17 protein-coding genes are annotated in these 20,251 nt (G+C 64.9%); 9 read left to right on the plus strand and 8 right to left on the minus strand.

Going from position 1 to position 20,251, the window contains the following annotated elements; translation table 11 throughout:
• Positions 1-98: 98 nt before the first annotated feature.
• Positions 99-2,003 (minus strand): FAD-dependent oxidoreductase, encoded by a 1,905-nt coding sequence (locus ACF8GB_RS08905; RefSeq protein WP_392526894.1) that lies wholly within the window; start codon positions 2,001-2,003, stop codon positions 99-101.
• A gap of 206 nt (positions 2,004-2,209) precedes the next feature.
• On the opposite strand from ACF8GB_RS08905, the gene ACF8GB_RS08910 reads away from it, so the two are divergent.
• Positions 2,210-3,616, plus strand: a complete 1,407-nt coding sequence (locus ACF8GB_RS08910; protein ID WP_058638876.1) for an adenosylmethionine--8-amino-7-oxononanoate transaminase — start codon at positions 2,210-2,212, stop codon at positions 3,614-3,616.
• Positions 3,617-3,718: 102 nt separating this feature from the next.
• Positions 3,719-4,438, plus strand: coding sequence for a 16S rRNA (uracil(1498)-N(3))-methyltransferase (locus ACF8GB_RS08915; RefSeq protein ID WP_392526896.1), 720 nt, complete (start codon positions 3,719-3,721; stop codon positions 4,436-4,438).
• 41 nt (positions 4,439-4,479) lie between these two features.
• Here the strand turns inward: ACF8GB_RS08915 and ACF8GB_RS08920 are convergent, their stop codons facing one another.
• The 7 genes from ACF8GB_RS08920 to ACF8GB_RS08950 all read right to left on the minus strand — a co-directional run bounded on the left by ACF8GB_RS08920 (position 4,480) and on the right by ACF8GB_RS08950 (position 14,036).
• The gene (locus ACF8GB_RS08920; protein WP_196126754.1) at positions 4,480-5,097 is read right to left on the minus strand and encodes a hemolysin III family protein; all 618 of its coding nucleotides are present in this window, start codon (positions 5,095-5,097) and stop codon (positions 4,480-4,482) included.
• Positions 5,098-5,165: 68 nt separating this feature from the next.
• On the minus strand, positions 5,166-5,648 hold the full coding sequence (locus ACF8GB_RS08925; protein ID WP_182139338.1) for a chemotaxis protein CheW: 483 nt from the start codon (positions 5,646-5,648) through the stop codon (positions 5,166-5,168).
• Complete coding sequence (locus tag ACF8GB_RS08930; RefSeq protein WP_392526897.1) at positions 5,641-10,590, minus strand: Hpt domain-containing protein; 4,950 nt, start codon at positions 10,588-10,590, stop codon at positions 5,641-5,643. The genes ACF8GB_RS08925 and ACF8GB_RS08930 overlap by 8 nt, the downstream gene beginning before the upstream one ends.
• A gap of 9 nt (positions 10,591-10,599) precedes the next feature.
• On the minus strand, positions 10,600-12,624 hold the full coding sequence (locus tag ACF8GB_RS08935) for a methyl-accepting chemotaxis protein (protein ID WP_241493095.1): 2,025 nt from the start codon (positions 12,622-12,624) through the stop codon (positions 10,600-10,602).
• Between the two features lie 48 nt (positions 12,625-12,672).
• Entirely contained in the window at positions 12,673-13,224 is a 552-nt protein-coding gene (locus ACF8GB_RS08940; RefSeq protein ID WP_058638873.1) for a chemotaxis protein CheW, read from the minus strand.
• Positions 13,221-13,586 (minus strand): twitching motility response regulator PilH, encoded by a 366-nt coding sequence (pilH, locus tag ACF8GB_RS08945; RefSeq protein ID WP_058638872.1) that lies wholly within the window; start codon positions 13,584-13,586, stop codon positions 13,221-13,223. Before pilH ends, ACF8GB_RS08940 begins: the two co-directional genes overlap by 4 nt.
• Positions 13,587-13,634: 48 nt before the next feature.
• Positions 13,635-14,036 (minus strand): PleD family two-component system response regulator, encoded by a 402-nt coding sequence (locus ACF8GB_RS08950; RefSeq protein WP_058604060.1) that lies wholly within the window; start codon positions 14,034-14,036, stop codon positions 13,635-13,637.
• A 238-nt stretch (positions 14,037-14,274) separates the two neighbouring features.
• Here ACF8GB_RS08950 and gshB point away from each other — a divergent pair, with 238 nt between their 5' ends.
• From gshB to ACF8GB_RS08985, 7 genes are all read left to right on the plus strand, one after another.
• Positions 14,275-15,228, plus strand: coding sequence for a glutathione synthase (gene gshB, locus ACF8GB_RS08955; RefSeq protein ID WP_058638871.1), 954 nt, complete (start codon positions 14,275-14,277; stop codon positions 15,226-15,228).
• A 139-nt stretch (positions 15,229-15,367) separates the two neighbouring features.
• Positions 15,368-16,267, plus strand: coding sequence for an energy transducer TonB (locus ACF8GB_RS08960; protein ID WP_027914038.1), 900 nt, complete (start codon positions 15,368-15,370; stop codon positions 16,265-16,267).
• A gap of 46 nt (positions 16,268-16,313) precedes the next feature.
• A complete protein-coding gene (locus ACF8GB_RS08965; protein WP_023532990.1) occupies positions 16,314-16,883 on the plus strand; it encodes a YqgE/AlgH family protein in 570 nt (189 codons plus the stop codon).
• The gene (ruvX, locus tag ACF8GB_RS08970) at positions 16,883-17,320 is read left to right on the plus strand and encodes a Holliday junction resolvase RuvX (RefSeq protein ID WP_058604062.1); all 438 of its coding nucleotides are present in this window, start codon (positions 16,883-16,885) and stop codon (positions 17,318-17,320) included. Before ACF8GB_RS08965 ends, ruvX begins: the two co-directional genes overlap by 1 nt.
• A 49-nt stretch (positions 17,321-17,369) precedes the next feature.
• On the plus strand, positions 17,370-17,888 hold the full coding sequence (gene pyrR, locus ACF8GB_RS08975) for a bifunctional pyr operon transcriptional regulator/uracil phosphoribosyltransferase PyrR (protein WP_144964735.1): 519 nt from the start codon (positions 17,370-17,372) through the stop codon (positions 17,886-17,888).
• Between the two features lie 12 nt (positions 17,889-17,900).
• A complete protein-coding gene (locus tag ACF8GB_RS08980; RefSeq protein ID WP_058604064.1) occupies positions 17,901-18,905 on the plus strand; it encodes an aspartate carbamoyltransferase catalytic subunit in 1,005 nt (334 codons plus the stop codon).
• On the plus strand, positions 18,902-20,173 hold the full coding sequence (locus ACF8GB_RS08985; RefSeq protein ID WP_058638867.1) for a dihydroorotase: 1,272 nt from the start codon (positions 18,902-18,904) through the stop codon (positions 20,171-20,173). The genes ACF8GB_RS08980 and ACF8GB_RS08985 overlap by 4 nt, the downstream gene beginning before the upstream one ends.
• Positions 20,174-20,251: the final 78 nt, after the last annotated feature.

Genomic DNA, 20,251 nt, shown 5'->3' on the forward strand with positions numbered 1-20,251 from the left:
CAGCGAGTGCTTCGAGCAACGCGCATGACACAGGGCTCAGTCAAGTGGCTGAGCCCTTCTGACAGGCCTGCCGGGCAGTGCCCGACAGACCTGCAGTATCAGCTCGCCTTGGCCTGGCTATCGGTTGCAGGCTTCTTGGCTGGCGCCGGCTTGGTAGCAGCTTTTTTGCTGTCGGCAGGCTTGTGCGCTGGCTTGTGCACCGGTTTGGCCGCTGGCTTGTGGGCCGGCGCCTGCTTGACCGGGGCAGCCTTGGTGGTTGCCGCCTTGGTGGGCGCTGCCTTGACGACGGGCGCCGGGCTGGCCGGTGCCTGTGCCGGGGCTTGCGCCGCCGGTTGCGCTGCGGGTGGCGCCACAGGGGCTACTTCAGCTGCCTTGGCCGCCGGTTGAGGCGCTGGCGCCGGGGTTTCCTTGGCACCGAACAGGCGAGCGAAGAAGCCTGGTTTTTTCTGGCCCGTCGCATCGGCCGATTGGGTCTCAGGCTTGGCCGGCGCTTGGTCGACTGCCTTGTCCTTGTCGGACGCGCCGCCGCCGAACAGGTTGGTGAAGAAATTGCCCTTGCTCTTGGCCGCTGCCGCGCCTGCAGCGGCGGTCGCTGCCACTGGCACGGCCTTGACCGGGTCGAACGACTTGCCGGCCAGCAGGTCCTGCACTTGGCCGGCAGCCCGTTGACCGCTGCGCAGTGCGCCTTCAAGGGTGCCTGGGTACAAGGCATCGGTGTGCTCACCGGCAAAGGCGATGCGTTGTACCGGGCGCTCCCAAAGGCGCCAGTACTTGCTGATCTGGCCAGGTCCATAGGCCAGGTAGGCACCTCCAGTGCCGGCATCGGCGCTGTAGCGCTTGACTTCATAACCGGTGAAAGCGCCACGGGCCTGAGGGTAGAAGGTATGCAGGCGAATGAGCACCTGGTCGACCATCTGCTTGTCACCAAAGGCCTGCAGCAGGCGGGCGTTGTCGCCGGAAAGGTTGATCACCACGTTGGCACCGCCCTTGAGGGCCGGTTCGATCCACAACATGCCAAGGCCCGTATTGCTGAAGATCTCACCCGACATACGCGCCCGGCTTTCCCAGACCGGTTTCTTGAACTTGAGCATCACCTGGTCGCGCCAACCGTAGTTGGTGCCCTTGAGCGCCGCCACATGCTGATTATCCAGGCCAGGCGTCATCTGGATCTTGGCCAGTGCACGCAGGGGCACGGCCATCACCACGTAATCGGCGCGGTAGCCCACGCTGCCGACTTTCACGGTAACGCCGTCCTTGTCCTGAACGATTGCACTCACCGGCGAGCCGGTCTTGATGGTCTTCAGTTGCTTGACGAACGCCTGCGCCAGCACCGGGCTGCCGCCGGGCAGCCGCGCTGCACGCAGGTCACGGTCGCTCACGTCACGGTAGACGCGGTTCTGCTGGGCGAAATACAGCAGCGACAGGCGCGACGGTTCGTCGTAGCGGCTGCGGATCTGCTGGTTGACCAACTGACGGGCCGTGGCAGGTAACTGCAACTTGTCCAGCCAGGAGGACACGTTGATCTGGTCCAGAGCGAACAGGGTGCTGGTCGCCTGGGGGTTGAGCGGATCGTCGATCGAACGGGCCAGGTCGTCCAGGGTTTTCTCGTAGCGCTTGAGAGCTTCGGCCGTGGCCGGCTGCTTGAGGGCCAGGTCTGCGGCACTGAAGTACTCGCCATCGATCAGGTACCCAGGGGTGCGCACGAATTCGGGCGCCGGCAGCGTGTCGAGCTTGAAGCGATCAACGTACTGGTTGAGTACCGGCTGCGCCTTGGTATTGCCGATCCATTCGCTGGTGGCCAGGCCCGAGCGGCCGCCCATGCCTGTCTTGGCTTCGAGCAGGGTCACCTGCCAGCCCTTGTTCTGCAGCTCATAGGCTGCGGTAAGGCCCGCCATGCCGCCGCCCACGACGATTGCCGTGGGCGTCTTGTCACTCGCCAGCGCGGCACCGCTGGAAACACCAATCAATACCAACGCGCACAGGCGCACCCAAGCAGCAGCCATGTTGGCGAACTCCGAGTCAAAGGTTGCAGAAAAACAGAGAGAGGCGGGATGCCCCGAGAGAGGCGGTAGAATACGTCACCGCTGCCAGGGCTGCCAGTGGAGTGACATCAAGTGGTCTGGCTAAATGACATTTTCTGGCGGGTTGTTCTCACCCGTGCCATTGCTTAGGCTTACGCCCCCACGCCGCCAAGCCAGGAGAAGTGCTCATGGGCCTCAATGATCAGTGGATGCAGCGCGACCTCAAGGTCCTCTGGCACCCCTGCACCCAGATGAAAGACCACGAGCAACTACCGCTGATACCGATCAAGCGCGGTGAAGGGGTGTGGCTCGAGGATTTCGAAGGCCGGCGCTACCTGGATGCTGTGAGCAGCTGGTGGGTAAACGTGTTCGGCCATGCCAACCCGCGTATCAATGAGCGCATCAAGGAGCAGGTCGACCAGCTTGAGCACGTGATTCTGGCAGGCTTCAGCCACCAGCCTGTCATCGAGCTGTCCGAACGCCTGGTGGCCATGACGCCAGCCGGGCTCGACCGGGTGTTCTACGCCGACAATGGCTCGTCCTGCATCGAAGTGGCGCTGAAGATGAGCTTTCACTACTGGCAGAACGTCGGCAAGCCGGACAAGAAGCGGTTCGTCACCCTGACCAACAGCTATCACGGGGAAACCATCGCCGCCATGTCCGTCGGTGACGTCCCGTTGTTCACCGAAACCTACAAGGCGTTGCTGCTCGACACCCTAAAAGTCCCGAGCCCCGATTGCTATCTGCGCCCGGAGGGCGTCAGCTGGGAGGCGCATTCACGCACCCTGTTCCAGGTCATGGAGCAGACCTTGGCCGAGCATCATGCCTCGATCAGCGCGGTCATCATCGAGCCGTTGATCCAGGGCGCCGGCGGCATGCGCATGTACCATCCGGTCTATCTCAAGCTCTTGCGCGAAGCCTGCGATCGCTACGACGTGCACCTGATCCATGACGAGATCGCGGTTGGCTTCGGTCGCACGGGCACCATGTTCGCCTGCGAGCAGGCAGGTATTCGCCCGGACTTCCTGTGCCTGTCCAAGGCCCTGACCGGGGGGTATCTGCCCCTGGCTGCCTGCCTGACCACCGACAAGGTGTACCAGGCGTTCTATGACGACTACCGCACGTTGCGCGCGTTCTTGCATTCGCACAGCTACACCGGCAACCCGCTGGCGTGCGCGGCCGCCTTGGCCACCCTCGACATCTTCGAGCAAGACAACGTGATCGAGGCCAACAAGGCGCTGGCTACGCGCATGGCCAGCGCCACTGCGCATCTGGCCGACCATGCCCACGTGGCCGAGATTCGCCAGACCGGCATGGTCCTGGCCATCGAAATGGTCCAGGACAAGGCCGGCAAGGTGCCCTACCCCTGGCAGGCGCGACGCGGCCTCAAAGTGTTCGAGCATGCCCTGACCCGTGGCGCGCTGCTGCGCCCGCTGGGCAGTGTGGTGTATTTCCTGCCACCGTATATCATCACGCCCGAACAGATCGACTTCCTGGCCGAAGTGGCCAGCGAAGGCATCGACATCGCCACCCGCGACAGCACCCGCGTGACGGTGCCCAGCACCTTCCACCCGGATTTTCGCGATCCGGGCTGATAGCGAGTCAAAGGCCATGCCTGCGACCGCTCCGGAACCTGCGCTGCATGCGTCATGCCGGCGTGGGCCTTCCGGTCGTCCTTACCTTTTCAGAGCTTACCCATGAGACTGTCCCGCTTCTTCATCGACGCCCCCCTGAGCCTTGGCGAACACGAGCTGCCCGAGGCACAGGCCCACTACATCGGCCGCGTATTGCGCATGGCGGCGGGTGACCCCGTGCAGCTGTTCGACGGCAGCGGCCAGGAATACCGTGGGCAGTTGCTGGAGGTGGGCAAGAAAGCTGTGCGCGTGAGCCTGGACCAGGCATTCGCTGGCCAAGCCGACTCACCGCTGCAGGTGCACCTGGGCCAAGGGCTGTCGCGGGGCGAGCGTATGGACTGGGCCATCCAGAAAGCCACCGAGCTGGGCGCCAATGAGATCACCCCGATCGTCAGCGAGCGGTGCGAGGTGCGCCTGAAGGACGAGCGCGCCGACAAGCGCCTGGCCCACTGGCGGCAAGTGGCGATCAGCGCCTGCGAACAGTGTGGCCGCTCCAGCCTGCCGCTCATCCACCCGCCCATCACCCTGGCTGAGTGGCTGGCCGCCACCCAGGCGCAGCTCAAGCTGGTGTTGCACCCGGTAGCCGAACCGCTGGTCAGCCATGCCAAACCGGCAAGCCTGGCGTTCCTGATTGGCCCGGAAGGCGGCTTGAGCGAACCCGAGGTCGAGCAGGCCAAGGCAGCGGGCTTTCATGCGGCGCGCCTGGGCCCGCGGGTATTGCGCACCGAAACCGCCCCCGTGGTGGCCCTTGCAGTGGCACAACAGCTCTGGGGTGATTTCTAAGCCTTCCCAGGCGCACGGGCGGTGCTCGCAGGCTGGGGTGATCAGCGCACGTAGTGCGACACCGCCACGAAATGCATCAGGCTGCCGGCAATCACGAACAAGTGCCAGATGCCATGCCAGTGACGAAAACGCCGGTCGAATGCGAAAAAGATGATGCCCACGGTGTAGAACACGCCCCCTGCGGCCAGCCAGGCAAAACCGGTGGTACCCAGCGCCTGCAGCAGCGGGTTGACCGCGACCAGCACGATCCAGCCCATCACGGCATAGATCACGATGGACAAGACCCGTGCTTCGGAGCGCGGCTTGATTTCCTGCAGCATGCCCAGTACTGCCAGCCCCCAGACGATGCCGAATAGGCTCCAGCCCCAAGGCCCGCGCAGGCTGATCAGGCAGAAGGGCGTGTAGCTGCCGGCAATCAGTAGGTAAATAGAGAGGTGATCGAGCTTGCGCATGATCACCTTCGCCCGCCCGCGCGTGCTGTGATACAGCGTCGAAATGCTGTACAGCAACAACAGCGTGCCGCCGTAGATGGAGAAACTGACGATCTTCCAGGGGTCTCCCTGCAAAATGGCCCCGACGATCAGCCAGAGGGCACCGAGGCCTGCCAGCAACGCACCCACCAAGTGGGTCCAGGCATTGAAGCGTTCACCGTAATACATGTACTTAAAGACCTTTCGAAACCCCTCTAGTTTCAGCCACGACAATCGACGCACGGCGACCGTACGCTCTAACCCGACGCTTGCAGCCTGCCGCTACGTTGCGCGTCCCTGACCAGGCGCTCGAGCCCCACCAGGTCAGGTACGCGCGCCACCTGATCCCCTACCTGGACAGCGGCCAACTCAAGGGGTGCCAATGCCACGTCGACGTAGTTGAGCTGGCTGTCGAGCTTGCACGAGCGCGGTATGCCTTGCAGCAGCAAGGCCAGGTAACGCAAGCCCGTGTCGCCCAATGCGTTGAGCACCACCACGCGGGCCCGTTCGCCACAGGGCGTATGGCTGTCGCAGGCCGCTTCGAAACCGATCAGGGGCAAGCGCTGTTGGCGCCAATCGACCCAGCCCAGGTGCCAGGGCAGGTCACCGCGCTGGCACGCCACATTGCGCAGCCCACTGAGTTCGGCCACGGCCACATTGGGCAGCACCAACGTACGGTCGCCCAAGGGCAGCAACAGCCCGGTGAGGCTGCTGCGCTGCCCGGCTATCAGTTCAAGCATGGGACTGGCTCCACTGGAGGATGCTGTGCAGCAATACCGACTCCTGATAAGGCTTGCCGAGGTATTCGTTGACCCCGATGGCCATGGCTCGGTCGCGGTGCTTCTGCCCCGTACGCGAGGTGATCATGATGATGGGCAGGTCCTTGAGGCGGGCGTCCTGGCGAATGCGGGTCGCCACTTCGAAACCGTCCATGCGCGGCATTTCGATATCCAGCAGCAACACATCGGGCCGATGCCCTTCGAGCACTGCCATGGCATCGACCCCGTCCTTGGCGGTGATCACGCTCATGCCATGGCGCTCCAACAGCCGGCTGGTGACCTTGCGCACCGTGACCGAGTCATCCACCACCATCACCAGCAAGGTGCGATCCGGGGTCGCTGCCGGCAGCAACCCACGTGGCGTGCCTCCAGGCAAACGAGCAAGCCGCCGTTGCTGGCCGCGCAACTGCCCCAGAAGGTCCAGAATCAGCACCACTCGCCCATCCCCCAGCAACGTTGCACCCGACAGGCCGGCAACGGCCGCGAACTGCGGGCCCAGGCTTTTGACCACGATCTCCCGGCTGGGCGACAAGCTGTCGACCTGGATGGCGAACGACTGCTCCTGCGAGTGCACCAGCAGCAAGGGCAATGGCACGCTCTGGCCCAGCAGCGTGGGACGCGGGGCGCCCTGCACCAGCTCGCCCAGGTAGCGCAGCTGGTACTGATGGCCTGCGTAGGCGTAGCGCGGCGGCTCCTGCTCGTAGCAGGCCGCCAGTTCAGCGGGCGGTACCCGCACGATGCCTTCAATGGTGTTGAGCGGGATCGCGTACTGCTCATCGCCCAGGTGCACCATCAGTGCGCGGTTGATCGACACCGTGAACGGCAGGCGAATCTGGAAACGCGCCCCCTTGCCCTGGGCCGACTCGATGGTCATCGAGCCGCCCAACTGCTTGACCTCTTCGTGGACGACGTCCATGCCCAGGCCCCGCCCTGAGATCTGCGTGATCTTTTCGGCCGTGGAAAAGCCCGGCCTGAGGATGAACTGCAGTATCTCGTGGTCGCTCAGCTGCGCCTGCGGGTCCAGCAGGCCGCGCTTGATGGCCTTGAGCCGGACAGCGTGCAGCGGCACGCCGGCGCCGTCGTCGGTCATCTCGATGACGATGTCCGCCCCCTCGTGCAGCAGGTTCAGGTGGATCGTGCCCTGCTCGGGCTTGCCCGCGGCCAATCGGGCTTCGCGGCTTTCCAGGCCATGGTCGACGGCATTGCGCAACATGTGTTCAAGGGGCGCCACCATGCGTTCCAGCACGCTGCGATCCAGCTCCCCCTCGGCGTTGCCCACCACCAGCTCGACCTGCTTGCCCAGCTCGCTCGCCACCTGCCGCACCACGCGCTGCAAGCGCGGCACCAGGCGTTCGAAGGGCACCATTAACGTTGCCGTCAGGCCTTCCTGCAGTTGGCTGTTGACCCGCGCCTGCTGCTGGAGCAGGCCGTAGGCTTCCTGGGCGCGCTGGGCCATGGTCTCCTTCAGGTCCAGCAGGTCCGAGGCCGACTCGAACAGGGCCCGCGACAACTGCTGCAACTGCGAGTGGCGGTCCATTTCCAGTGGGTCGAAATCTTCATAGACATCGCCTTCGATCTGCTGGCGGCTGGAAATCCGGCCCTGGGTTTCGATATCCAGGCGTAGCAGTTGGTCACGCATGCGCTCGAGCGTGGTTTCCATTTCGTTGAGCGTGAACTGGGCGTCGTTGACCTGCTGCTCGATACGCCCACGGATGATCGAATGCTCACCGGCCAGGTTGCCCAGGTCGTCCAGCAATTCGGCATCGACCTTGACCATGTCCCCCGGTACGCGCTCAGGGGTTACTGCCGGCCCTTCGCTGGCGGCAGTTTCGACCGGGCTGGTGCCGGCCGCGCTGTCGGTCAGCCCTGCGCTGCTGAAGTTGCGGATGTAATCGATCAGCGCCGTGGCAGCGTGCAGCGGTTGCCCCAGGCGCACGGCATCGAGCATGTGCGCCAGGCGGTCGTGGCAGTTCTGCAACAGCGAGAACAAGGCCCCGCTCGGTGGCAGGCGCCCTGCCGCGAGCAACTCGTACAAAAATTCCAGCTCATGGGCCAGGTCACCGATGGGGCCGATTTCGACCATGCGTGCCACCCCTTTGAGGGTGTGCAGGTCGCGCATCAGGTTGTCCACCTCCACCGTGCTGCGTGGGTCGGCCTGCCACCGCGCCAGGGCCGCCGCAGCGCTCTCGACGATGTCCGAGCTTTCTTCGAGAAAGACCTCCATCAGCTCTTCCCCAGCGCTTTCCGGAGCCTGGGACGGCTGTACTGGCGCCGGATCGAGGGCTACGTCAGGGGTCGGTGTGTCGATCAGCTGCACGTCCATGTCCGGGTGCAGCGGTGTGACACTGTCGAGGCCCACGCGCCCGGTGGCATCCGGAGCCAGCCCTTGCCCTTGCAGGTCGCGCAGACGGGTCACCAGTGCCGTACGCGGGGCGACGTCCTGGCCAGCAGCCAGCTCGTCGAGCATGTCCAGCAGCGCTTCGTGGGCGTGCTGGGCATGGGTGAAGAACTGCCCATCGGCAGGCAGACTGCCCTCCTCCACGGCACCGTACAGGTCCAGCAAGGCTTCGCACACCTCATCGACCTGCCACAGATCGGCTGAATGGGCGGCATGGGCAAGTTCGGTCATGTCATCGAGCAGCGTGTCCAAGGCCCCCCGTTGGGCCGGGTGCCGCTGCCAGTCGGCCAGCAACGTCTCGGCATCCAGCAGACGGTCCATGGCCTGTGACAGGAACGTGGCGACCTGTTGCGGGTCGCGGGCGTTGCCGGTCGAGGCATGCGCATCGCCACCCAGGGCGGCAATACGCGTATCCAGGGCCAACTCAACCTGCTCGATCAGCTGGGCCGCGCCGGGCAGGGGGGCGAACGGGGTGGTGGATAATTGCGCCAGGCCCTGCCCGAACATCGACGCGGCGGCCGTGAGCCAGCGCAGCTCCGTTTCGTCGAGCAGCAGGTCGTGCGCCTTGTACTCACGCACCAGCCGATCGAATACGGTGGCAAGTTCGGCCATGGGCAAGACCCCGGCCATGGCCGCACTGCCCTTGAGGGTGTGCAAGGCCCGCTGCAGGGCGTCGTCCACAGGGACGCCGTGCTGGGCATGTGCCAGGAACGTATCGAGGCTGGCCAGGTGGCCTTGCGCCTCGGAACGGAAGATGTCCAGCAACTGCGGGTCGAGCCCCTGCGCGTTGGCCGCGGCTGGCAAATCGCGCTCGGCAAGGGCATGCAGGCGGCCCACCAATTGCTGTACTGCGCTCACGTGCGGCAGGTGCCCTGCGGCGAAGTCGGCGAGCACCTCGGGCAGTTGCGCGAACGCTTGCTCAAGCGCTATCTGCCCGTCTGCGCCAAGCACGTTGCGGCCGGCAAGCACGCGGTTGAGCAGGTGCTCGGCGGCCCAAGCCAGCTCTGCCAACGCCTGGGCATGCACCAGGCGGGCTGCGCCCTTGAGCGTATGCAACGCCCGGTGCACGTCGATCAGCGCGTCCTGCTGCTGGTGGTCGGCACGCCAGTTCAGCCAGTGCCGCTCAATGTCCTGAAGCAGTGTTTGGGCTTCTTCGATGAATACGCCACGCAACTCGTCCTGAAGGCCGTCCCCGTCCTCCAGGTCGGCATGCTCTTGTGCGGTGGAACAGTGGACGCCCAACGCCCCCAGGCGCTCGCGGGCCATGACGATGAAGCGCTGGGCGTCGGCCAGCGGGTCGGCCACGCGCCATTGCAGGTAGCATTCGCCAGCGCTCAAGGCTTCGGCCAGCAGCGTCAGCTCCTCGGAGGAGGGGTCGGCCTGCGCCTGTTGTACCCAGCCCTGGACAAACGCCGTGCAGCGCGCGAACACCTCGGCAGCTGCCGGCAGCATCAGCATGGCAAGGGCGCCGCGCACCTGCTGGAGCAAACCTGGCAAGGCCTGCAGGTGTTGACGGGGCCAACCCGACTCCAGGCAATCGCCCAACAGGTCCTTGGCTTGCTGCAACACGTTCAGCGACTCTCGCAGCACGACCAGGCGAATCTCGGCGACATCGGCGCCCGGCAGGCCTGCCTCTCCCCCTTCTTCGAGCGGCCCGACCATGCCGTTGAGCGTGGCCTCCACATACAGCAATGCCCCCGCCACATCCATCAACACCGCGTCATCCACGGCCCGATCGCCCTGGGCCAGCCCTTGCAGCGTCATCACTTGATCGATGATGACCCGACGCGGCTGCTGGAAACCCAGCACAGCCAGGGTGTCGGCCACGTGGCGCAGAGGAGCGAGCAACACCTCCAGTTGTTCATTGTGCTGCCGGTCGCTGCGCACGAACTGGTCCAGGCGGTCCTTGATGCGCATGAGGTCGTCACACAATGCCGCCACCACCGACCTTAGCGCATCGCGGCCCTCCCCGGCCTGCAACTGCTCGCGCCAGTTGCCCAGCGACACGTCAAGGTTCGCCAGGTCCTCGGCACCTGCCAGACGCTGGCCTGCACTGCCGAGCAGGCGGCCATGAACCACCGGTTCCGCGCCTCGGCAAGCACGCAGCTGGTTGAGGAGCGGCAACATCACCAGTGGCAGGTCATGGCGAGCGCCGCGCAGACGTTCAAGGTACGAAGGCAACAGCTCCAGGCCCCTGAACAGCGCGCCTAAGCAGTCGCCTCGCGGGGTGACCTTACCGCTGGCCAGGTCGGTCACGAGCATTTCCAGCTCCTGGGCAAGGCGCGTGGCCCCAGGCAACTCCAGCATCACCAGGCAACCGTGGACCTGGTGCAGGTTGTCCGCCACGAAGGTGAGTAGCGACAGGTCTTCAGGCTCGCCGGCAAAGCGTTCCAGCGCCTGGCGCCCCTGCCCCAGGCAATCGAGCAGGGCAGCCTTGGTCCAGGCCAAGCCCACGGTATCGTGGCGAGCAGGGCCAGCAATGGAGCCGGGCATGGGCGTGGACATGGGCATTTCTCAATGGGGCTCGGCAGGTGCCGGCAGGGTGAATCCGGAAACTGAGCGACGCATCTCGCTGGCCATGCGCGCCAGGTGACGAATACTGTCGGCGGTGGCGCCGGAACCTGCGGACGTCTGGGCGGTGATCTGCTGGATGACGGCCATGGTGTGTGAGATCTGCCCCGCCGAGGAGGTTTGCAGCTGGGCCGCGTCGGAAATGCTGTGGATAAGGTCGGCAAGGTTCTGCGAAACGCCTTCGATCTCGGCCAGCGCCACGCCGGCGTCCTGGGCCAGCCTGGCGCCTCGCACGACTTCGGCCGTGGTCTGTTCCATGGAGATGACCGCTTCGTTGGTGTCGGCCTGAATGGTCCGCACAAGGGCTTCGATCTGCCGTGTAGCGGAGGACGAGCGCTCGGCCAGGCGCTGGACCTCGTCCGCGACCACGGCGAACCCGCGCCCTGCCTCACCCGCCAGGGAGGCCTGGATAGCGGCGTTCAAGGCCAGGATGTTGGTCTGGTCGGCGATGTCGTCGATCAGGCTGACGATATCGCCGATTTCCTGGGACGATTCGCCCAGGCGCTTGATGCGCTTGGCGGTGTCCTGGATCTGCTCGCGAATGTTGTTCATGCCGTCGATGGTGTTGTGCACCACCTCATTGCCCTTGTTGGCAATGGCCACGGACCGCTCGGCGACCTTGGCCGATTCGTAGGCATGGGCCGAAACACGGTCGATCGACTCGACCATGTCCCCGACTGCCTCGGAGGCTTCGCTGATCTGTTCGGCCTGCTGCTCGGACGCCTTGGCCAACTGGCGGGCCGTATTCTGCGTGTCCTGCACCGCCGAGGCGACCTGTACTGCGCTGTGGTTGATGGTGGCGACCAGGTCGCGCAATTGGTCGACGGAGTAGTTGATGGAGTCGGCGATGGCACCGGTGAAGTCTTCGGTCACCGAGACGGTCACCGTCAGGTCGCCATCTGCCAACTCTTCGATTTCATCGAGCAGGCGCATGATCGCCTGCTGGTTGCGTTCGTTCTTTTCGGCGGTCTCACGCAATTGACGGTTGGTGGTGCGCACCATGACCAGGCCGATGAGGATGATCGAGGCCAGTGCCAACAAGCCCAGTGCATACCCCCCAACGGTATCGAGCGTGCGCCCGCTGGCCAGGTTCTCGAAGCCGTTGGCCAGGTGCGAGGCTTCCTCGAGCAAGGTCTGCGACAGGCTGAAAATGCTGCCGGCCGCCTCCCGCACCCGGAACAGCTCCGGCGAGGTCTCGAGAATTTCATCGACCGAGCCGGCCACGAACTGGAACAGCTCGGCGATTTCCGCCAGCCGCGCCCTGGCATCGGCGTCTTCGACACGGGTCACGCCAATGGCAGCATCGCCCTTGAGCATGCCCTCGAGCACCTGGCCGAAACGGCCAGCATCGCGGCCGAAGGCATCGGCGGCCTGCGCCGCCGCCGCATCGCCGGCCAGTACGGTGTTGACCGACCCCAGGATACGTTCGGCCAGCAGCAGCTGGCGCTGTGCCACGGCAACCTGGCTGGCCGGGGCGCCACTTTGCAGCAGGATTTCGACCACCTTTTCGTATTCGACCTGCAACTGCGGGACGGTTTCGGCCAGGGTGGCCGCCACCTGGTGCAAGGACAGCACGGTCTGTTCGCTGGCCAGGATGGTGTCGGTGCTCTTGCGCAGGCTCTCCCAGTCATCGCGCACCGCTTCCATCTCTTCGCGTACCGAGGCTGGCGCCGCGGGCAGCCCGGTGGCCTTGTCGCCTTCGCGCAGGTAGCCCCAGCGACGCTCGAAGTCGTTGCGTGCATCGGACAGCAGCCTGAAGGCTACGCCCTTGCCGGCAGCCGCTTCAGTGGCGTTCTTGGCGATGCGCTGGGACAACACGCGCAGCTCGCCGGCATGGCCGATGTATTGCTTGTCGTAGTTGGACTGGGTGTTGAGGTAGGCGAAATTGGCGAACAGCAGAATGATCGAGAGGATCAGGATCAGGAACAGCACGGTGATCTGCGCAATGCTGCGGGTGCGGGGGCTCACGGTAGTGGCGGTGACGGGGGGAGCAGGCTGGTTCACGGTTGCAAGGTCCTATAACGCCACATCGAGAAAGCCCGGTGCCTGGGCCAGGGCAAAGGGGCTGAAAATCGCCCAGTAGTCGTGGTCGCGTTCAAAGCGCCCCTGAACGAAGGGCCCGGCAGCATCGGTCACCGGCAGCGCGGGTTGCAGGCTGTCGATTGCAAAGTGCTGCAGGCCTACCACTTCGTCCACCAGCAGGCCAACGAAAAGCGCCTCGTGATCAAGCACCAGGACGCGCCGTTGCTTGCCGGGCACAGCACTGCCCAGGCCGAGGAAACGGCCCAGGTCCATCACGGGCAGCAACCGGCCACGCAGATTGGCCACCCCGCATACCCAGGGTTGCACCCCAGGTACTCGACTACTGCGGGGCTCACGCAGCACTTCGGCCACCTCGCCCATGGGGGCGACGAACCATTGCCCGGCTACACGAAAACCGATGCCGCTCCACTGCCGCAACCTGTCACCCGAAGCCGGTTGGTCGGCTACCAGCAGGCGGCAGCGCCGATCGATATCCAGCAACAGTTCGAAGGCGGTCAGCGACGCTCCTTGCGGGCGTGTGGTCAAGCCCCCAGCACCTCTTGGAGCTTGTGCACCAGTGCGTCTTCTTCCACAGGTTTGGTCAGGAAGTCACGTGCGCCCTGGCGCGTCGCCCAGATGCGGTCGGTTTCCTGATCCTTGGTGGTCACCACGATGACCGGAATGCCCTTGGTCTCCGGGTCCTTGCTGAGCTGGCGAGTGGCCTGGAAGCCGTTCATGCCTGGCATCACGATATCCATGAGCACTGCATCGGGCTTCTCCTGCCGGGCAAGGGCCACGCCATCGGCGCCGTTGTTGGCCTTGAGTACCTCGTGCCCGTGGTTTTCCAGCCATTGGGTCAATCGATACATCTCTGTCGGCGAGTCGTCGACAATCAGAACGCGGGCCATACGGGTTCCCCATCAGGATTCGAAAGACCGTGCCATGGCAGGGCGCGGTCAGGGTGCTGTTTGTTGAGCGGTGGCAAACCCAGGTACATGGGCCTGTATCGCCTCGATCAGTTCTTCCTTGGTAAACGGTTTGGTCAGAAACTGATCAGAACCGACCACACGCCCACGGGCCTTGTCGAACAGACCGTCGCGCGACGACAACAGAATCACCGGGACGTCCTTGAAGGTGCTGTTCTGCTTGATCACCGCGCACGTCTGATAGCCGTCCAGACGCGGCATCAAGACATCGACGAAGATCACGGCCGGGTTGTGATCGACAATCTTGGCCAGGGCATCGAAGCCATCGCTGGCAGTGATGACCTCGCAGCCCACCTCACCGAGCAGCATCTGCGCCGTGCGGCGAATGGTGCGTGAATCGTCGATCACCATCACTTTCAGGGGTTGTTCCATAAACGCCTACCCGGGGAATTGAGCTGCACGTTGCAAGCGCCACGCTACAGGAAAGCCCAATGGGCCCGTGGCCGCTTTTCGCTTGAGGCGTGTAGCCGAAGGCTTGAAGCTGCATTTTTAGCACAGTCCGGGTAGCCATTCCATCTGCCGCGCCCCTTGACCGGCGGCGTTGGCGGCGCCACCCTGAGCCACTTTTCTTTCGATCCATCGCGGCCACGCCGCCAAGAGGAACCACCCCATGAGCGTTCGCCTCGGCATTGTCATGGACCCTATCGCGTCCATCTCCTACAAGAAGGACAGTTCGCTGGCCATGTTGCTGGCTGCCCAGGCACGCGGCTGGAGCCTGTTCTACATGGAGCAGCGCGACCTGTATCAAGGTCAAGGCAAGGCACGTGCGCGCATGCGCCCGTTGACGGTGCACGCAGACCCGGCCCGCTGGTACGAGCTGGGCGAGGAGCAGGACAGCGCCCTGGCCGAACTGGACGTGATCCTGATGCGCAAGGACCCACCCTTCGACCTGGAATTCGTCTACAGCACCTACCTGCTCGAACAAGCCGAAAGCGAAGGCGTGCTGGTGGTCAACCGCCCCCAGAGCCTGCGTGACTGCAACGAAAAGCTGTTCGCCACGCTGTTCCCGCAATGTACGCCACCCACCCTGGTCAGCCGTCGCCCGGACATCATCCGCGCGTTTGCCGCCGAGCATGGCGATGTGATCCTCAAGCCCCTGGATGGCATGGGCGGCACGTCGATCTTCCGTCACCGGGCGGGCGACCCGAACCTGTCGGTGATCCTCGAAACCCTGACCCTGCTAGGTACTCAGCAGATCATGGCCCAGGCCTACCTGCCGGCGATCAAGGACGGCGACAAGCGTATCCTGATGATCGACGGCGAGCCGATCGACTACTGCCTGGCCCGTATTCCGGCCAGCGGCGAAACCCGTGGCAACCTGGCAGCCGGCGGTCGTGGCGAAGCACGCCCCCTGAGCGAGCGCGACCGCTGGATCGCGGCGCAGGTAGGCCCGACATTGCGCCAGAAGGGCCTGCTGTTCGTCGGTCTGGACGTGATTGGCGACTACCTCACCGAAATCAACGTGACCAGCCCCACCTGCATCCGCGAAATCGACGCCGCCTACGGCACCGACATCGGCGGCCAGCTGATGGATGCCATTGATCGCCAGCTCAAGACGCGTTGACCACGGACATTCGGTAACGGACTGGCGTGGGGTATCATGCTCACCCGCAAACGACAGGCTGCAAGACCGGTACGCCCGCCCCGTGCCTCTGCTGCCTGTTGCGTGCCGTTTGTAGCTCGACGATGCCCCTGGATACCTGATGACGCTGCCCGCTGACATCCCCGCCGACCTGTTGCCGCCCCGCGTTCGCCCGGTGGACAGGCTGGGCTTCACGCTGTTTCTGGCGGCGCTGGTGCACCTGGCGTTGATCCTCGGGGTGGGCTTTACCGTGGTCAAGCCGGCGCAGATCAGCCGCACCATGGACATCACCCTGGCCACGTTCAAAAGCGAAAAGCCGCCGGAAAAGGCCGACTTCCAGGCGCAAGACAACCAGCAAGGCAGCGGCACCCTGGACAAGAAGGCCGTGCCCAAGACCACCGAGCTTGCGCCTTTCCAGGACACCAAGATCAACAAGATCACCCCGCCACCTGCCGCCAGGCCCGAGGTACCGCCGCCCCCGCAGAAGTCGGCGGTCGCGACCAAGGCTCCGAAGGCGCAGAAGGTCGAGCCCAAGCCACGGGAAAGCAAGCCCCAGCCCAAGCCGAGCACGCCCGTGCGCGAGTTCGACAGCTCGCAGCTGTCCAGCCAGATCGCCAGCCTTGAGGCAGAGCTTGCCAATGAGCAGCAGCAATATGCCAAGCGCCCGCGTATCCATCGCCTGAATGCGGCCTCGACCATGCGCGACAAGGGCGCCTGGTACAAAGAGGAATGGCGCAAGAAAGTCGAACGCGTGGGTAACCTGAATTATCCGGACGAGGCACGCCGGCAGCAGATCTACGGCAACCTGCGCATGATGGTCTCGATCAACCGCGACGGGTCACTCTACGAAGTGCTGGTGCTTGAATCGTCCGGCCAGCCCGTGCTGGACCAGGCTGCCCAGCGCATCGTGCGCCTGGCCGCACCGTTCGCGCCGTTCACCGGTGATCTGGCCGAGTACGACCGGCTGGAAATCATCCGTACCTGGCGCTTCGCCAGGGGTGATCGGTTGTCCAGCAACTGAGCCGGCACGCTTGCAGCGGTGGCCGGGTGGCGCCACACTATCCCCCATGAAGAACCTCACGCCGAGCTACCTCAAGCACCAGTTCCTGATCGCCATGCCGCACATGGCCGACCCGAACTTCGCCCAGACCCTCACGTACATCGTCGAGCACAATGCTCATGGCGCGATGGGGCTTGTGGTGAACAAGCCGCAGGAACTGAACCTGGCCGACATCCTCGAGCAACTGCGCCCGGACGAAACCCCGCCGGCCAGCACGCTGCAGGTGCCTATCTACCAAGGCGGCCCGGTGCAGACCGACCGCGGCTTCGTGCTGCATACCAGCGAGTGCAGCTACCAGGCCACGGTGGAACTGCAGGGCCTCTCGCTTTCCACGTCCCAGGACGTGCTGTTCGCCATCGCCGAGGGCGTGGGCCCGGAAAAGAGCCTGATCACCTTGGGTTATGCCGGCTGGGAAGCGGGCCAGCTCGAAGCCGAGCTGGCCGATAACGCCTGGCTCAACTGTGCGTTCGACCCGGATATCCTGTTTGCCATGACCAGCGAGCTGCGCCTGGAAGCGGCGGCCGCGAGCCTTGGCATCAACCTGCATCTGCTGACCAGCCAGGCGGGCCACGCCTGATGGCCGACGCGCTTGCCGCACCCCGACTGTTGCTGGGTTTCGACTATGGCACCAAGCAGATCGGCGTGGCCGTCGGCCAGGCGGTCACCGGCCAGGCCCGTGAACTCTGTACGTTGCGCGCCCAGAATGGCGTGCCGGACTGGGCCCAGGTCGAGCGCCTGATCGCTGAATGGAAGCCTGACGCCATCGTCGTCGGCCTGCCGCTGAACATGGACGGCACCCCCAGCGAAATGAGCGCCCGGGCCGAAAAATTCGCCCGCCGCCTCAATGGGCGCTTCAACCTGCCGGTGCATACCCATGACGAACGCCTGACCACGTTCGAGGCCAAGGGCGAGCGCATGGCCCGTGGCGGCCAGCGCGGCACGTACCGGGACAACCCGGTCGACGCCATCGCCGCCGCCCTGCTGCTGCAAGGCTGGCTGGAGGCCAATACCTGATCATCTTCGCGACCGGATGCATCCGGCGCACCCTTCCGAGGAACCTGCAATGAGCCTACCTGATCCTGCCGCGCTGATCCGGCAGATGGCTGTCGACCTTCGCGCCCATCTGGCCCGCCGTGCCATCGCCGAGCCACGCTACATCGGCATTCGCACCGGAGGCGTGTGGGTGGCCCAGGCGTTGCAACAGGCCATGGACGACACCAGTGCCATGGGTACGCTTGACGTGTCGTTCTATCGAGACGACTTCAGCCAGAATGGCCTGCACCCGCAGGTGCGCCCCTCGGAGCTGCCATTTGAGATCGAAGGCCAGCACCTGGTGCTGGTGGACGACGTGCTGATGAGCGGTCGCACCATTCGCGCCGCCCTCAACGAACTGTTCGACTACGGCCGTCCGGCCAGCGTCACCCTGGTCTGCCTGCTGGACCTGGATGCAGGCGAGCTGCCCATCCGCCCGAATGTGCTCGGCGCCACCTTGTCACTGGCGGCCCATGAACGGGTAAAATTGACCGGACCCGCACCGCTCGCCCTCGAGCGCCAGGACCTCGCCCCCGCTACCGCCCTTTAAGAGTCCCCCGCGATGACGCCAATCGACGCCAAGCGCCCGCTGCAGCTCAATGATCAGGGCCAGCTGCGCCATTTCCTTTCGCTTGACGGTTTGCCCCGCGAACTGCTGACCGAAATCCTCGACACTGCCGATTCCTTCCTGGAAGTCGGCGCCCGCGCCGTGAAGAAAGTGCCGCTGCTGCGTGGCAAGACGGTGTGCAACGTCTTCTTCGAGAACTCCACCCGCACCCGGACCACGTTCGAGCTGGCCGCCCAGCGCCTGTCCGCCGACGTGATCAGCCTGAATGTGTCGACCTCCTCGACCAGCAAAGGCGAGACGCTGTTCGATACCCTGCGCAACCTTGAAGCCATGGCCGCCGATATGTTCGTGGTGCGCCACTCGGATTCAGGCGCGGCGCACTTCATTGCCGAGCACGTGTGCCCGGAGGTGGCCGTGATCAACGGCGGTGACGGCCGCCATGCGCACCCGACCCAGGGCATGCTCGACATGCTCACCATTCGCCGGCACAAGGGCGGCTTCGAGAACCTCTCGGTTGCCATCGTCGGCGATATCCTTCATTCGCGCGTGGCGCGTTCGGACATGCTCGCGCTCAAGGCGCTGGGCTGCCCGGACATTCGCGTGATCGGCCCGAAAACCCTGATCCCGATCGGCATCGAGCAGTATGGCGTGAAGGTGTACACCGACCTGGCCGAAGGCCTCAAGGACGTCGACGTGGTGATCATGCTGCGCCTGCAGCGTGAGCGCATGGCCGGTGGCCTGCTGCCCAGCGAAGGCGAGTTCTACCGCCTGTTCGGCCTGACCACTGCCCGCCTGGCAGGGGCCAAGCCGGACGCCATCGTCATGCACCCCGGTCCGATCAACCGTGGAGTGGAAATCGAATCTGCCGTGGCCGATGGCAAGCATTCGGTGATCCTGAACCAGGTCACCTACGGGATCGCCGTGCGCATGGCCGTGCTGTCCATGGCCATGAGCGGGCAAAACGTACAACGTCAACTCGACCAGGAGATCGCCCAGTGAGCATCAGCATTCTTGGCGCCCGGGTCATCGACCCTCAAAGCGGCCTTGACCAGGTCACCGACCTGCACCTGGAGGGCGGCCGCATTGCCGCCATGGGCGCCGCGCCCGTTGGCTTTACCGCCAACCGCACCCTTCAGGCCGATGGCCTGGTCGTCGCCCCTGGCCTGGTGGACCTGGGCGTGTCGCTGCGCGAGCCCGGCTATAGCCGCAAAGGCACCATCGCCAGCGAGACCCGCGCGGCCGTGGCCGGTGGCGTGACCAGCCTGTGCTGCCCGCCGCAGACCCGCCCGGCCCTGGACACCTCGGCGGTGGCCGAGCTGATCCTGGACCGCGCCCGCGAGGCGGGCAACAGCAAGGTTTACCCGATCGGCGCGCTGACCAAGGGCCTGGAGGGGGAACAGTTGGCCGAACTGGTGGGCCTGCGTGACACCGGCTGCGTCGCGTTCGGCAATGGCCTGAAGGAAATCCCCAACAACCGCACCTTGGCCCGTGCGCTGGAATACGCCGCCACGTTCGACCTGACGGTGGTGTTCCACTCCCAGGACCGCGACCTGGCCCAAGGCGGCCTTGCCCATGAAGGTGCCATGGCCAGCTTCCTGGGTTTGCCCGGCATTCCCGAAACTGCTGAAACCGTGGCGTTGGCGCGCAACCTGCTGCTAGTGGAGCAGACCGGCGTCCGCGCCCACTTCACCCAGATCACCAGCGCCCGTGGCGCGCGGCTGATTGCCCAGGCGCAAAGCCTTGGTTTGCCGGTCACTGCCGATGTCGCGTTGTACCAGTTGATCCTGACCGACGAATCGCTGCGTGAATTTTCCAGCCTGTACCACGTGCAACCGCCACTGCGTAGCGCTGCCGATCGCGATGGCCTGCGCGAGGCGGTGAAAACCGGCGTGATCCAGGCGATCTCCAGCCATCACCAGCCTCATGAACGCGATGCCAAGCTGGCCCCCTTCGGCGCCACAGAGCCGGGTATCAGCAGCGTGGACGTGTTGCTGCCGTTGGCCATGACGTTGGTGCAGGATGGCTTGCTCGACCTGCCGACCTTGCTGGCGCGCCTGACCTGTGGTCCCGCTGATGCCATGCGGCTGCCGGCTGGCCAGCTGAAGGTTGGCGCTGCGGCTGACTTGGTGGTGTTCGATCCACAGGCCTCGACCGTGGCCGGTGAGCATTGGTACTCCCGTGGCGACAACTGCCCGTTCATCGGGCACTGCCTGCCGGGTGCCGTGCGCTATACGTTGGTCGATGGGCGTATCTGTCACGAGGCTTGAGCCTGGTGGGCCGGTCAAAGGGTTGCGCGGCGGTTTAGGGTTTCAGCTTCGCAGCGCGTATCGTTGGGGCCGCTGCGC

The organism is Pseudomonas sp. xss_4, assembly GCF_043104125.1.
In the GTDB taxonomy this organism is placed as follows: Bacteria; Pseudomonadota; Gammaproteobacteria; order Pseudomonadales; family Pseudomonadaceae; genus Aquipseudomonas; species Aquipseudomonas parafulva_B.

Bases quoted from the DNA above. Each gene is read 5' to 3' on its own strand.
- pilH (WP_058638872.1), bottom strand. From the start codon at position 13,586: ATGGCCCGCGTTCTGATTGTCGACGACTCGCCGACAGAGATGTATCGA.
- ruvX (WP_058604062.1), top strand. From the start codon at position 16,883: ATGGCCGACGCGCTTGCCGCACCCCGACTGTTGCTGGGTTTCGACTAT.
- ACF8GB_RS08925 (WP_182139338.1), bottom strand. From the start codon at position 5,648: ATGCTTGAACTGATAGCCGGGCAGCGCAGCAGCCTCACCGGGCTGTTG.
- ACF8GB_RS08960 (WP_027914038.1), top strand. From the start codon at position 15,368: ATGACGCTGCCCGCTGACATCCCCGCCGACCTGTTGCCGCCCCGCGTT.
- ACF8GB_RS08920 (WP_196126754.1), bottom strand. From the start codon at position 5,097: ATGTATTACGGTGAACGCTTCAATGCCTGGACCCACTTGGTGGGTGCG.
- ACF8GB_RS08980 (WP_058604064.1), top strand. From the start codon at position 17,901: ATGACGCCAATCGACGCCAAGCGCCCGCTGCAGCTCAATGATCAGGGC.
- pyrR (WP_144964735.1), top strand. From the start codon at position 17,370: ATGAGCCTACCTGATCCTGCCGCGCTGATCCGGCAGATGGCTGTCGAC.
- ACF8GB_RS08930 (WP_392526897.1), bottom strand. From the start codon at position 10,590: ATGTCCACGCCCATGCCCGGCTCCATTGCTGGCCCTGCTCGCCACGAT.
- ACF8GB_RS08905 (WP_392526894.1), bottom strand. From the start codon at position 2,003: ATGGCTGCTGCTTGGGTGCGCCTGTGCGCGTTGGTATTGATTGGTGTT.
- ACF8GB_RS08915 (WP_392526896.1), top strand. From the start codon at position 3,719: ATGAGACTGTCCCGCTTCTTCATCGACGCCCCCCTGAGCCTTGGCGAA.
- ACF8GB_RS08950 (WP_058604060.1), bottom strand. From the start codon at position 14,036: ATGGAACAACCCCTGAAAGTGATGGTGATCGACGATTCACGCACCATT.
- ACF8GB_RS08965 (WP_023532990.1), top strand. From the start codon at position 16,314: ATGAAGAACCTCACGCCGAGCTACCTCAAGCACCAGTTCCTGATCGCC.
- ACF8GB_RS08910 (WP_058638876.1), top strand. From the start codon at position 2,210: ATGGGCCTCAATGATCAGTGGATGCAGCGCGACCTCAAGGTCCTCTGG.
- gshB (WP_058638871.1), top strand. From the start codon at position 14,275: ATGAGCGTTCGCCTCGGCATTGTCATGGACCCTATCGCGTCCATCTCC.